This window comes from Legionella sainthelensi (assembly GCF_900637685.1).
Classification (GTDB): domain Bacteria; phylum Pseudomonadota; class Gammaproteobacteria; order Legionellales; family Legionellaceae; genus Legionella; species Legionella sainthelensi.
In genome coordinates this window covers 3,414,755-3,428,960 of record NZ_LR134388.1, presented here as the reverse complement: position 1 = coordinate 3,428,960, position 14,206 = coordinate 3,414,755, and the positions used below count along the sequence as shown (strand labels likewise).

Sequence of the window (14,206 nt, the reverse complement as noted above, 5' to 3'; positions counted from 1 at the left end):
CAATCCATTCCAATATACAAAAAGCTTCCTTCAACGAAAGAATAGATGTTTTATTACTTAACAATTACTGTTATGCTGACAAGCCAAAATGGATTGAGATTTAGGCATGTTAAGAGAGGGTTCATTTAAACCACGATGGTTACCATTAAAAGCGATTTCTTATTTTCACAAAGCGCCTATTCGTTTCATGAGTCAAGTTGCTTATCGTTATGGAGATATAGCAAGTTTCAAATTTTTTAATCAACATTTATGGATAATTCGCCAGCCAGAGTTTGCTGCTGCTTTAGTTAAAAATAGCGACTTTGCTAAATCGCCGCTTATTTTTAAACAACTGTATCCTGTTACTGGTCGGCAGGGATTAGTTCAGCTGGATAATAGCAGCTGGCAACTAAGGATCCCTTCGATTAAAGCACCGTTTTCTATTCAGGGGCTAAACGATTTTTTACCATTAATCATCGATAATATAGAAAACGTTTTGCAGCAATTGAATCAGGGACTCGTCAATATTTATCCCCTTATTATGAAAATGACGATGAACAACATATTGGGAATGTTGGGGGTCGAGGGTAGGCCAGATGTAACACCAATTATTAGCGATATGCTGATATTAAATAAACTCTGCGGCAACCGAATGCGGCAACTCGTTCGATGGCCTTTATTTTTGCCATTACCGTCACATCGAACCATGAGCAAGAAGACCGATGCATTGAGGACGAAATTAAGGCTTTTGTTGCAAACAGCAAGTATTCGCGCCAACTCACCATTACATCAGTTACAACTGCATTGGTCTAGCAGTGAATGCATCGACCATTTAAGTACCTTTTTGTTTGCTGGGTTTGAGACGACATCAAGTTCAATTACCACTGCCTTGTATTATTTGGCTCAAGATCCCGAGTTGCAAGAGGCGATACGAGAAGAAGGGGGATATCATGGTAAATTGTCAGTACAATCAATGAGGCAATGGTCGTGGACGCATGCGCTTTATTGTGAAACACTGCGAATGTATCCGCCCGCATATATGCTTGCTCGTCAACCGACAATAGATATCCTTCAGGATACCTTGATTTTTAAAGATAATGATTTAATAGTTGTCAATATTCATGGTATTCATAGGCATGAGCATTACTGGTGTAGGCCCAAAGCATTTGATGTGAGGCGTCATTTAAACAACTCTCCATTTGCTAACAAAGCATTTATGCCCTTTGGATTAGGAAAACGCATTTGTACAGGGCATCATTTGGCGATGACTGAAAGTATGTTGACCTTGTCTTTAATATGTCAACACTTTCAATTAACCACTCCCAATATTATCAAACCGATGATGAATACAGAGATTACACTTCATCCAAGGAGTCAAATATGGTTGAACTGCGAGCCTCGCTAAGTCAGTGGCTTTGTGATTATTTAAAACTGGATATGGGCAGAGATGAACGCTTATTTACTCAATTCTTACCATTGGGCTACACGCAAACGACCTTGTCTTGTGTCAATTCTTCTTTTTATGAACGATGTCAATTGACCAAATGGATGGTAGGTGCACTTATTACTTTAACTGATGATTTCACTGATAATCCAGAGTTTAGGAGCATGTCTTGGGTAAAAGGATTTATTGCTGCTATTCAAAATTGTCGTCCTATTGAACCTCTCTCTTCGAAACAGCAACAGGCATTGCAATTGTCTTGTCAATTATATGGATGGATACAACAATCTATCGCTCAAATGACGCTGCAACCGAGACTTATTCCTTTAATCGAATTTGACATGCAACAATACTTTCTTAATATGCATTTCAGCACATTTCTTAGTAGTGAACCTTTATTGATCTGTAAACGAGAGTATCTCTGGCATGCGCCTCATAACATGGGTATTGTGATTGCAGGAATGGTGGATTTAGCCTGCAGTGAGTACATTGAATGGCAAGAAATGGCGGCTATGCGTGACATATTTTATAGTGCACAGCGTTGTGGACATATTTGTAATACTTTAACCACGGTGGATAGAGAAATACAAGAAGAGTGTATCAGCAATGAAATTCTATTAAGGATACTCCATGGAAATAATGGGAATGAAGACGATATTATCGAATTTTTAAAGCAGGAAAGAATGGAATTGTATCAAAAAATACGTCATAAATCGTTAAAAACGTTTTCAATAGAACACTATGTGAAAGGGCTTGAGCAGTTACAAGCCTTGCATGATGATATGCAAGGCGTCATATGAAATCATCATTTACAATTATTGGAGCAGGTGCTAGTGGATTATTATCAGCATTGGTTTTAGCTGAGCACAATGAAGAAATTTTACTAATCGATCGATACTGGCCTGATCAAAAAGGGGTAAGTCAGGGAACACCTCAAAGCCATCACTTACATGTATTGTTAGCCGAAGGACAACGGCTACTGGCTTCTTTATTACCAAAAGTATGGCTAAAATTAACCGTTGATCTGCTGCCGTTGGTAGACTGGGGTAAGGAAACTTGGTGGAAAACTCCTCAGGGGGTGCTTATGCCAAATGACAGTGATGTAAAAACGTATCTATTTAGTCGGCAATGGTTCAATCAGGTTTTATGGTCTGAGTGCCAGCAGTTTAAGAATATAAAGACCTTGACTGCGACAGTAGATGATTGGCAGACGATTGATGGAAAAATAAAGCGATTGCACTTTAAAGAGGGTCATTATATATCTATCGCAGGAAACGTTATTGATGCCCGGGGTAGGGCTTCAAACCTGCAAAGGCAGTTGCGACTTAAGTGCTTAGAGGTTAAAAATCAATATCGATATTTTTCTACACGATTGCAGCAAGAAACTTGGCAAACTAAACTTGCAGCACAACAAGTTTATATTCAAGCCTGCCCTAAAAAACAACCCATAGGTTTGGTATTGTCTCCCATTGAGGGGCGGGAAATGATTTTGACATTAATTGATACCACTGGAACCATTAAAACCGATGCACAAAGACAATTTATAGTAAACAGTTTATTCGAAAAATATCAATTAGGTGTTATTGATTGCAAGCATAAGGGATGGATACCCTATGCTAATTTGCATAATAAACGTCTCATTATTGGACGCAGGGAGTGGCCTCAAAATTTGTTAGCGCTTGGTGACAGTATTTGTTACCAAAATCCAGTTTATGGGCAAGGTTTAACAGTCATACTGAATCAGATGCAAATATTAAGACGGTCTGATCAACTAAATTGGTTAAGTCAGAAACAATTGCACCGGTGTAATTGGTTGCCTTGGCTTATGTCTTCTCAACAAGACCGGGATTACAATAGAACCACATTGTGCCAATGGGTTTTACAAAAATTATTAAAACAGGCAACGATTGATCCTGCCGTAGGAAAAATCTTTATTCAGGTACTACATCAAAAAAAAGGACTATGGCATTTATTAAATCCAAAATTTTTGGTCAAACTTATGTGGAAACATCATTATGATTAGACTCTATCAGTATCCGGGTGTTTGGGATATGCCGAGCTTGTCTCCATTTTGCAGCAAAGTATTTTATTTCCTAACCTGGGCAAATTTACCCTTTGAGGTTATTCAGGTTTCTAATCCGCATAAGGGACCTAAGGGCAAGTTTCCTGTGATTGATGATAATGGTTTATTGGTGGCTGATTCAGAATTCATTATTAATCATTGTCGACAAAAATATAAAGTAGATATTGAAGATTATATAGATGATTTACCTATCAGACGGTTAATTGAAGAGCATCTTTATTTCATCATATTGTATTCGCGATGGATTGACTCAGAAAATAAGGTGCAGATTGAAAATGCGTTTAAATCTTTTTTTCCCAAAGGGATGGGAAAGATAGTGTTATCTATCATTCGGCTACAACTTCGAAAACAAGGCTATTTACAAGGAATTGCTCGACACAATCGCCAGCAGATTTATCAAAAAGGGATTAATGATTTACAAGCGATTGAGCAATTTATCATTCATCGTCAACAAGGCAAGTGTCGAATTGTTGATATGTCGATATATGCTTTTTTGCAGGTTATCCAACAAACACCTCTGGATATTCCTATTCGCTCCTATGTAATTGCATCAGAAGCGATTCAAAATTATTTATCTTCTCTTAAAGGCGAATTTCGGTATTAAGACTTTGATATATATTTGTTTCTTGGTAGCAATTGAAAAAAAATTTGGTATATTGTTAAAAATAAAGAATAAAAAGGAATTTATCAATGGAAAATCAGAACTTAAGACATCTCTGGAGCGCACGATTTATTGTCGGTGTTATCATCCTTGTACTCGCTTTTATTGGATTAATCCTGACAAATATGAAGGCGACAAGTGCATGGCGATTTTGGCAGATAATTACGGTTATCATTGCGCTGCTTGCTTTAGGATTAAGTCTTTATCATAGACATGTGAAGAAAATTCCAACAGCAGTTCTCATTTGGCATGAAATTTTGCATTGGTTAGGACTAATGGGTTCTGTTTATATCATGTCAATTTATGTTGATATAGGAATTATAAGTTCATTTATCGGCGCATTAGGAGTGCTTGCACTTCTTGCTCAAGCGATTTTTTTAGCCGGTATTTATATTGAATCTACTTTTCTTTTGATTGGAATTGCACTAGGTTTATTCGCAATAAGTATTGCTTGGATGGAAACGCATCTATTTCTTCTCATTATTCCTATTTTAATTCTTGCTGTTTTAGCTATAGCCTATTTTGCTCGGCGAAAGAACGAATAATTGCGGGAAGCTGCAAGTATTGAAGTCAGTTCAGCGAAGAGGATACAGTATTTCAGTGGTATTGCAGAGACCAGCTGGTTTTTTAGACGCTAAGTTAAATAATGAAACTTATTTAATAAATGGAAAAATGGACAACCTTTTCTCGGCAAGAAGAAAAAAGGCCAGTATTGACGAAACGTGGCATGCAACACAGTATTAAAAATTCTATAAATTAAGCCACGTGTTCCTATTATCCTGTTGTCAACATACCACAAGAAATGCCGGTGACGGTTTTTCTTAAAAGGGGTAAATCTTTTCTTTTTATGGCCTCAATCTGAATGAGATTCAAAGGATGAACCATGGTTGATCTTAATTGAATACTTTCTCCAAGCCAGGGCTGATGAAAACAAAAGTCCTTTTCACCTGTTATTTGGTAGAAAAATAAGATTGTTGACTCCAACTCTGATTGAAAAGGTTCAAGATATTGATTGGAACCAGTCAATTGGTACAGGTATTGTTCCCAGATAGGGAGATAAACCTTGGAAAGGGTAACTCCTAATTGTTTGACAAAGGAAGCAAAAAAAGCATTTTCTTGGTAAAGAGCTTTAAGCTTATTTTTTCCAAGAGCATTTAATTCTAACCAAGTGGAACCAACTCCCCACCAGGTTGGGAAAAGAAGTCGTGTTTGAGTCCAGCATAAAATCCATGGGATGGCACGAAGTTTTCTTTGATCCGCTCCTGATTTTCGTTTGGTTGGACGAGAGCCAATCTTAAGTTCTTTCAAAAAATGATAGGGAGATGCTTGTTCGATTACTGACCAAAACCATTCGCTCTTTATCAGGGTTTTATATTTTTGGCTGATTTTTGTGGCAAATAATAACAGTTCCTCAGGATAATCATTATCCGTTTTTTTTACCTGTTGTGAATAAATATCAAGAAATTTGTCAATTTGATTTTTGAGTATAGAGCTCGATCCAAAGAGTCGTGCAACCATTTCTCCCTGAATCGTTGCTTTATAATTTGCCATCATTTCTTTGGACCAAGAGGCGGTTTGTTCTTTGATGTCGCCACCGCCTCTCTCAATGCTGCCACCTGAGCCATGAAAAAAAATGGGCCGCAGGTTTTTTTTTTCTAGTGTAGATTGAATACTTCTTAAGCTTCTAGCAATCATGAGCCGAGAAGGTAATACACCATTTTCTTTAGAGGAGTCGGAATAACCCAGCATGACTTCATAGTTGCCATCCCATTGCTTAAGATGCTTCTCCCTAATATCTTCTGTGATGGAAGTATTTAAAATGGAATCAGCATTGGTGAGCGCAAGTTGATTTTCAAATAAGGGTACAACAGGTAAAGCGTAGCTCCTAAAAACTTGTTTCACTAATTTAATCCCGTTTTTTATATCCTCAGCAGATTCAACCATGCTGAGAATAAAACCGCGTATATAGTTTTTGGGATCAGTTCCATGGGTTATTAAATAGACTTTTTCAAGCATATTGGTGATCGTGCTTTTTTTGATGCTGGTTAAACTTTCTCTTACGACGGCTGAATCCTCTCTAAGCTCTATGGGTATGACTAAGGCAGGATAAAGCTGAAAAATGCTGGAAATAATTGAGAATTGTTCGAGTTTAAAATGTAAAAATTTTAGGGTGTGTGCTTGTATTGCAGTTAATTCATTTTTGAACGCAGAAACTTTTTCATGATCCTTAGGTTTTATTTTTCTAAGGTCGAGTGTTTTTCTAATAAGTTGATTGATCTGATTTGCCAAAATTTTGTTTGCATTCAATCCGGTTGAGAGTTTAACAATTTCGAGCACTTCTTTTAAGCACTCCTGAATGTAGGCAACAAAAAAAGATCGAGAAAGTTCGAGACTTTTAACCATTATTTTTTCATTAACACCCGAATGTCCATCTTTATCCCCTCCTACCCAGGTACGTAATTGAATAGGAACACCTTTGGTGAAAAAGGAATGATACAGTTCGATGTTGAAAGGACTGAGTGCATATTGATAGATATACCGAGCTTCGTCTTCTACACTTGGTTTTTTATGAGGAGAAATATTAATTTGGAGTGAGATTTTAAGCATCTGATCCAAATGCGATTCATTCATCAGATAGGGGGATTTAAGTACCTCGATAAGAAAATCACGAATTGCTTTGAACAGTATTAAAAATTCATTGGTGCGGGCTTCAGTTGGGTGGGCTGTTAAAACATAATGAATGCCTTGCGGTTTGTCAGAGTAGACTTTTTCTGTTCTTTGGTTGATACGAAAAATGCGGTAAGCACTTTCACAGGCATTAATGAGTTCCATCATGAGAGAAAACCCATGAGCAATTTGATAAAGCTGATTTTTATCCAACTTAGAAAGTTCAATTTGGAGCTTAAGAAGCGCGTTTCTAAGTTCGAGTGCTTTACTCCCAATGGTGTCTTGCATGGATACTCGAATTTGTTCAATTACTTCGTATGTTTCTTTTCCATAAACTTCAGCAATGGTCTTCCCTAAACGAGTAAGGGACCAAGAAACCATATGACTGAGTTCTCTTGGCAGATGAGAGACATTTTGATTCATCATCGAAAACCCCAATTTTTAAGAAAGTATCTGGAGCGTGTGTTCTTGGGGCATATCAGCCGTTTTTGATTTAATCCCAAGTAGATGCTCTTTAGGCTTATGCCTTTGATTTTCAAACGATTCTAGCGCAGTTGAACCATTTGAAAATGCCATCACACGCAATTGTAATACACTTATGTATACTGAAAATATTTAGTTTTGCATAATTGTATCCGCTAATCCAGAAAAAGAGCGAAACGTATGTCAACTTAATTGTAATCAAGTGTGAGCGATTTACTAGGGACATCGGAGCCCCTCCATAAGAAGGCTGCCCCTTCTCAAAAAATTGCGCATTATGGTCCTGATCTTATGGACTGAGCGTACAGGAAGCCCAATTATACCGCTTAATACAACGCTTTTGCTGGCTTATGTTCCGCTTGACTTATTATTTCATGTAGTTGCTTTATGCGCTCGTTTAAAGTAGCAACAGCTCGTTCATAACCGGTGGCTTGTGTTTTTCCTAGTCCCGAATAAGCAGTCGCTTTTCTATGTGCGTTTAAGAGTAACGCCAGATCCTCCACTGCTTGTTCATAAGTGGGATCTTCGGGCTTGATGATCGTTTTAAACACTCCTGCCGCAAGAGGACGAATAAAACTCATATCAATATTGAGTAAGGCATAGCGACGATCTTTTTTTTGGCGCTTTGAAAAAATTGATTTTATTTCGTGTAAGCACGCTTTATTTTTATCAAGGAGATGAGCATATTTCTGTTGACTATCCAAGGTGATTGCCAGCTCGGGATCCATCGCTCTTCGCATGTAAAAAGAACCGGCGATTTCTTCTTCAGACAATGAACGTTTAAAGCTGCATTTGGCCGGACCAAATTTTAAAATAACCATCCCATTATCTGCAATAATAGGTATGGCTTTGGTTTTTCCCTGATAATCTAAAAAATGATTCTTCAAATAAGTTCCGATGTGGGATTTGTTATCTCGGGCAAGTGCTATTTGTTCAGGGGTTAGCACGAGGGTTCCTATAAGGGCTTTAGGTTCACCATCAACCGTTCCAACTAATTCTTCGTCGTGGTAATGATGGTAATGCAAACCCCAGGCATCCACGGCGTAAATTTTCAAATGCTGAGAGGGTTCGTTAGGGTGATTAATAACCAAGGAAAATGGCTCAGCATCAGTAAGAAAAGGATGAAAATCTTTAAGTTCTATTGTAATGTCTGAGGTGTCCTCTATCCTGAGAATATGGGGTAATTTTCTATAATACAATTTGCCTGTATAAGATAACTTTGATGTTTTAAGCAAGGTCGGATTAAAAGGAGTTGGCGTATTTTCTGCAAGGTTAGAGGGTTCAGCCGCTGGCTCAGGATGAAATTTCCAACTTGTTTCAGAGATATGTTTGAAATAATAACCCCATCCTAAATCGGGGTCTTTCCCTTGAATTCTTAGTTCTCGAGCCTCGTCACCTTGTCCTGTCAAACGAATACAAACCTTATGAGTAATATTAGGGAGTATGTCATCTACTGAGTGTTCCACCCAGCCTTGTAAAGGTAATTTACGAACGCCATGTCCAAGAAAGAAACTGCCCTCTGGGCCATCTGGAGGCTCAACGACAGGAATATCCGTATAACTTACTTTCAGCCCTGGACAAGCACCATTGATTTCATAATCAATCATCCGGGTAAAAAAATGGAGCTTTCCTTCTGAGTCTATAACAGAAAGAAAGACTGTGGATCCAGCTGCACTGATAGACTGACCCTGTGTCCCTTCCGGAACAAGAAATCCTCTTGAAAAACTGGCGGGTAAACCTGTATCCCAATAGACTATTTTTAGTCCATCCTTATCAAGCGCGTAAAGCGTTGGTGTAAATCCAAAATCAAAACGGATTCCGTTAGCATCACTGAAGAAGGAAACGATTTCATTCGGGTGGATAAAGTCGGTTCTTCTTATTTCAGGTTTAGTGCGTACGCTGCAGCTAAAAGCCCAAGCTCGCCGATTGTGAGGAAGAAAAAGTTTGTCGCTACTTATAAAATCGGGAGCACCTAGTTTATTTTCCCAGTGGATAGGTCTGTTGTTTTCGGTTGGTTTGTATAGGTAAACACGATCAAGATTCGAAACTGCCACTACGATCTCGCTGGCAACACCAATCTCAACAATGTGCTCTTCCGGAGCAAGAAGCGTTTCCATATGTTTATTATAAGGTATCCCTATATTATCAAAAAGCGTCCATTCAAGAGCGTTGGGGTGGTCTTTGGTTGAAACGAGATCACCTCGAACTAAAGCTTTTGGATCTTCAGGTGCTCGTGTTCGTAGGTAAATTTTTCCATTATGCAATAAATAATCAAAGTTAAAAGTGCTGCCTGAGTAATGATCCGGAATAGGGTTGATGGGACCTGATGGGAGCGACGGCAAAGGTTGGTCTAAATTAGAATTTGGCATGTCCTTTCCTCATTCAAATAAAGTATAACCTATTGCTTTTATATTTTTTTGTCAAATACTCTGTGTTATGTACTCAGTGTGGTTTGATTGCACTAAAATTATAGGATAAATTTATAAAGACCGAAAAAGACCAATTGCAGAAAGTCAGGAAAAAGTTTATCAACGCATTTAAAAGGCTTTGTTTATTCAAGATTACGCACATCTATTAGAAAACCGGTATAAATTTACGAGGAAGATATTAAAAGTAATCAGTTTATAGAGGCATTAAAATGTGCTCATGCATCTTGGGCTTGTTTGAAACAAGATTAAATTAAAATCGAACTTTAGTTGAGCTTTTTCTAGTTGCTCCCTAAATGTTAATAAAATTTGGGGGAATTATCTTTTATTTATTTTTTATTCCATTTTGGAATCTTAATTAAATCTCATTTTCATTACCATATCACCTACTGTTAACATCAATATGTTTAAATTAAATACCAAGAGACTTATATTTTTACAGGAAGGTGTATGATGGCATTTGGTAAATTTTTCAACGGAACTAGAAAAGCATATAGAGCTACTAAAGTTGCAATTGAAGCAGCAAGAATAGCTGAAGCAGCAAGAACAACAGATGTAGCAAGAACAACAGATGTAGCAAGAACATCTGATGTAGTGAGAACAACCAGACCAACTCTAATGAGTTTTAGGCAAGATAATGTTTTTGAAAGAAGTTCTTTACATATGGAATTACTACGTAACCAACTTGAATTATCTGATCAACAAACTCAAACGAGGGAAGAAAATTATTCTGAATTAAGTCATTCTAACTTATTGAGTAATCTAATCGAGGAGCTTATGGAAAGAGGTGTTCTGGATAGGCCTTATTTGTCAGGTAATCAGGATTTAGAGTTTGTATCCATCTCACCAAAGATTAATTCGGGAGGTTCGTTGTATACAGCGACTATTGAAAAAGTACGATCTACGTTGCCTGACTATGCGGCATTCAAAATTGGATTTAATACGATAGAACCCTCTATTAGAAAATCATCCCAGCATTTATTTGAAATCTTATATTGGGCACATAAAGATAAAAAAGGAGAAATACCTCAAAAAGAAGTGGATAAAATTATACAACGCTCGAGCCTAATTGTGATTGGTTTAGTAGGGTTAGCCCTTTACGAATATGCCAAAACGAAAATTGATGAGGTTAAGAGTCTGGATGCTCGAGTTGTCGCAAATTATTCCGAGGTCGAGCGGCTCTATAATGAATCGCTGCTTATGGCGCAAAATATTGTCGCCCATATTGTTCGCAAAGATGCAGTAGATAAAAAAACAATTGAAGTTGATAAACTACTGGAGCTTCTGGATAAGTGTTCTAAATCACAAAATGATTCTCCTGGAGTTATTATTGCATTCAAAAATATGCTTCAAGCACAACTGGATAGTTTTATAAATGATAAGCCCATAGAAAGAGCACTGATAGACGGAAAAATTCAACGCGAGCTTTTAAGCCTGGGCGATGAAGATCCTAATGCTGCTAAGCTTTTGGAACTGAAAGGGGGAAGAGGATTTATAGGAACAGAAAATTTTTTAAAAGAAAAAGCTATCGATTTGAAAAGTCAACAAGAAGAGAAGGATAGGTTGATACAAGCAGAAAAGAATCAACTTGATGAAAAAACAAAAAAAATTCAAACAAAAATAGAAGATACTTTAGAAGCACAAGATGAGTTATATAAGAATCTTTTAGTTCAATATGGACTCTATCAACCTAAAACACTAGAAATTGAGCAGCAATGCAATTTTTCGGAAGAGCAAATAAACGCGCTGAGAAAAAATGTGGGACTAACTGAAGAGTTAACTGTTGTCAAAGAAGGTGGCAGGCTTGATATCAATCTTTTGATTGACTTTGGGATCTACCATGAAAAATGTTTAATAAAACAAAAAATTAGCCAAATGAAAGGGCTAATGAAAGAACTAAGAGAAAATGGAGAGTTAGCTAAAGAAGAAACTACTAAACCTAGCCACGCTATTTAATTAAATCCTCTCTTCCTCAAGAAACGTGTAAAGCGTTTCATGAGGAACTTTTTTTATTTTCGGTCATGTTATAAAGATACAATTTCTGAAAAATAACAGTGAATATCCTATAAAAGTGATATTTTTCTGAGATAAAAAATACTTTTTATCACGAAAAGTAAATAGAATGAATGTAATTATGAGTAAATTTTGACGAACGTATACCAAGAAGGGCAACTGTCATGGGACTGATGAAGAGATGGGTGCGTGTGAAAGTCGCCTCGTTTTTTAGTCAATTATGGATGGATCTCAACTGGAATCAAATGATGAAAATTTAAAAGGGCTATACAGATGATGTATTGTCAAAACCTTACATCCACTATCGAGTTGAAAATACCCTATAAAAACGGTAGATTATCAGCTTTTCACGTTGTCCCAAGAGGTTATTCGACTATTTTTCCTCAGATGAAGTTAAGAAGGAGATGAATCAATACATGACAATTAACTCACTAAGCCAGCTTAAGGGAAGTTATTATCAAAAGATGTGTCAAAAGGACAACAGGAATCACTGAATTTCGCGCTATTGGCTTTGTGATTTTTTATGTAGAAAACCTTTGGTTCCGATAATTGTCCCATCTCTATTATGAGTATTTTTAAATTGGGAGTTGTGGCAAAAATTATGATTTTAATTAATTTTTTAAATTGGAGAGTACCTGTGAATAATAATAAGGTTGTAGGGAAGCCAAATAATTGGTTGCGGCTATGCAGTATTGCTTGTTTGGGTTTATTAATTTGTGTTAGCAAAAATGCAGTTGCAGAAAATATCCTTACTCTTGGTCAAATGGCTTCACAAATTACAAATTCATTTGAACAGCTGGCCAAATTAATTACTGCTGGTTCGTATATAGCTGGTTTAGGTTTCTCTATTAGTGCTATTATGAAATTTAAACAACACAAAGATAACCCAACCCAAATTCCGATTGGAACACCAATAGCTTTGGTGTTTATTTCTGCAGTGTTATTGTTCCTTCCCTCTTTCTTGGGAGTAGTTAGCTCTACAATGTTCGGTGAAAGCGGTGGTGAAGTAGCGGGGCCTAAAGGGACCGTTTTTGCGAGCGTAGAGCAAAGGTTTGATTTTCAATAACTATGGGATATGTTGTCTGATCTTCTCCTTTAGGAGGGGATGAAGGCAGCTGCCTTGCTAGCCAATCTTCGAAAGTAAGTGCAAAACGAAAATGATCTTGCCAGATGCCATTGATTTTCAAATAGCGAGGTGAAAACCCTTCTTTAATGAAACCGTTTTTCGTTGCCAGTTGTATCGATGCAGTATTTGTAGGTTGGATATTGGCTTCAATTCGATGAAGCTCTAGAGTCGTGAATATCTCTTTTAGAACAAGCTTAAGTGTCTTGCTCATTAATCCTTTGCCTAGGCATTCTGCAGAGGCATAATAACCTAAATAAGCGCTTTTAAATGAGCCGCGTATAATGCCGCTAATATTAAAAACACCGATAATGTGTTGGTTATTATTCCATGCAATATAGTATTGTTCACTTTCTTGTCTACTCCTACTCAAATAAGCTTGGAACTCTTCAGAAGTACAAGGAGCAGTTATAAAGGGAAAATGAATATCACGGCTATTTTTCATTGTAGAAATAAAAACAGTTTCATCTTGGGCGGAAGGTTCGCGTAGTGTAATCATTTCTTCCTCAGTGGGTATCTTTTTTGGCGAAATATTGTATCATGCTGTTTTGTTTTTTATCAAAAATTGAGTCACTTATTTATTTTAGTCCCATTTTTAATGCTTGAGTCCGAGGTCTCTTCATTCTCTATCGATTGGAAAAGCTGACTCCGAACGTTTCCAAAGTCAAGCATTTATCCTGGATATAAGAGCCTTATAGGGTTGATTAGAAATTGTAATCAAACCAGACAAAGGATTGCTTAAGACGATGATTGCAGTAAGATAAAATGACAGAAATATGCAGAGCATCACGTGAATACAATACTCCACAAAAATTCCTTCCAGCAAAAAAATTGAAACGAATATAATCGTAAATGTTCCAATTAAGATCATCAGATACCACGCGGTAGGGATAATGACATCAAGCATACTGATACGTTGGTTTCTTGCTCCAGTTGCTGCGTTTAAAGAAGTAATCGCTCTATTATAAAAGGATTGAGTGTAAGAGTCTGATGGGTGATATTTCAAGAATTCTGAATAGAGTGCATTACTTGCATCTTGTGTTTTTGATGATGCTTTTCCCTTTTGCATGGAGAACCATTCATCATTGAGAATCGATAAAACATACGCATTAAGTAATTTATCAATATTTTGAAAAATAGGAGATGGAAATCCTCTGCTGTTCTCCCAAGTTGTATATATTTGTGTCACTTCTTGTGCAACAACACTGTTTGCTTCTTTGTAATTGGTCCAGGAGATAAAGGTTACAAATCCGAGAAAGATACTAAAAAGACCTCCTATAAGACTGACTACCAATCGTGTACCGTGCATCTCGGCCGTAATATGCATAGTCTG

The 14,206-nt window shown here is 37.1% G+C and carries 11 protein-coding genes; 7 read left to right on the top strand and 4 right to left on the bottom strand.

All coding sequences use genetic code 11. From position 1 onward, the window contains the following. Positions 1–106: 106 nt before the first annotated feature. From EL220_RS15155 to EL220_RS15135, 5 genes are all read left to right on the top strand, one after another. The gene (locus EL220_RS15155; protein WP_027271795.1) at positions 107–1,384 is read left to right on the top strand and encodes a cytochrome P450; all 1,278 of its coding nucleotides are present in this window, start codon (positions 107–109) and stop codon (positions 1,382–1,384) included. Continuing rightward, the gene (locus EL220_RS15150) at positions 1,360–2,220 is read left to right on the top strand and encodes a hypothetical protein (protein ID WP_027271796.1); all 861 of its coding nucleotides are present in this window, start codon (positions 1,360–1,362) and stop codon (positions 2,218–2,220) included. Before EL220_RS15155 ends, EL220_RS15150 begins: the two co-directional genes overlap by 25 nt. After that, a complete protein-coding gene (locus EL220_RS15145) occupies positions 2,217–3,443 on the top strand; it encodes an NAD(P)/FAD-dependent oxidoreductase (RefSeq protein WP_027271797.1) in 1,227 nt (408 codons plus the stop codon). Before EL220_RS15150 ends, EL220_RS15145 begins: the two co-directional genes overlap by 4 nt. Then, positions 3,436–4,107, top strand: coding sequence for a Tom37 metaxin N-terminal-like domain-containing protein (locus EL220_RS15140; RefSeq protein ID WP_081779076.1), 672 nt, complete (start codon positions 3,436–3,438; stop codon positions 4,105–4,107). Before EL220_RS15145 ends, EL220_RS15140 begins: the two co-directional genes overlap by 8 nt. 86 nt (positions 4,108–4,193) lie before the next feature. Then, positions 4,194–4,709 (top strand): hypothetical protein, encoded by a 516-nt coding sequence (locus EL220_RS15135; protein WP_027271798.1) that lies wholly within the window; start codon positions 4,194–4,196, stop codon positions 4,707–4,709. Positions 4,710–4,938: 229 nt separating this feature from the next. Here the strand turns inward: EL220_RS15135 and EL220_RS15130 are convergent, their stop codons facing one another. Together EL220_RS15130 and EL220_RS15125 are read right to left on the bottom strand one after the other, a co-directional pair. Further along, a complete protein-coding gene (locus tag EL220_RS15130; RefSeq protein WP_027271799.1) occupies positions 4,939–7,254 on the bottom strand; it encodes a phosphoenolpyruvate carboxylase in 2,316 nt (771 codons plus the stop codon). A gap of 383 nt (positions 7,255–7,637) precedes the next feature. Further along, positions 7,638–9,680: a hypothetical protein gene (locus EL220_RS15125; protein ID WP_027271800.1), complete on the bottom strand. Its 2,043-nt coding sequence runs from the start codon at positions 9,678–9,680 to the stop codon at positions 7,638–7,640. Positions 9,681–10,187: 507 nt separating this feature from the next. On the opposite strand from EL220_RS15125, the gene EL220_RS15120 reads away from it, so the two are divergent. Continuing rightward, positions 10,188–11,693, top strand: coding sequence for a hypothetical protein (locus EL220_RS15120; protein ID WP_027271801.1), 1,506 nt, complete (start codon positions 10,188–10,190; stop codon positions 11,691–11,693). Between the two features lie 694 nt (positions 11,694–12,387). Further along, entirely contained in the window at positions 12,388–12,816 is a 429-nt protein-coding gene (locus tag EL220_RS15115) for a hypothetical protein (protein ID WP_027271802.1), read from the top strand. On the opposite strand, the gene EL220_RS15110 is transcribed toward EL220_RS15115, so the two are convergent. Then, positions 12,767–13,372 carry a GNAT family N-acetyltransferase gene (locus EL220_RS15110; protein WP_081779077.1) on the bottom strand — a complete coding sequence of 202 codons (606 nt, stop codon included), beginning with the start codon at positions 13,370–13,372 and terminating at the stop codon, positions 12,767–12,769. The genes EL220_RS15115 and EL220_RS15110 overlap by 50 nt on opposite strands. 165 nt (positions 13,373–13,537) lie before the next feature. After that, the gene (locus EL220_RS15105) at positions 13,538–14,200 is read right to left on the bottom strand and encodes a bestrophin-like domain (protein WP_232002487.1); all 663 of its coding nucleotides are present in this window, start codon (positions 14,198–14,200) and stop codon (positions 13,538–13,540) included. Positions 14,201–14,206 lie beyond the last annotated feature (6 nt).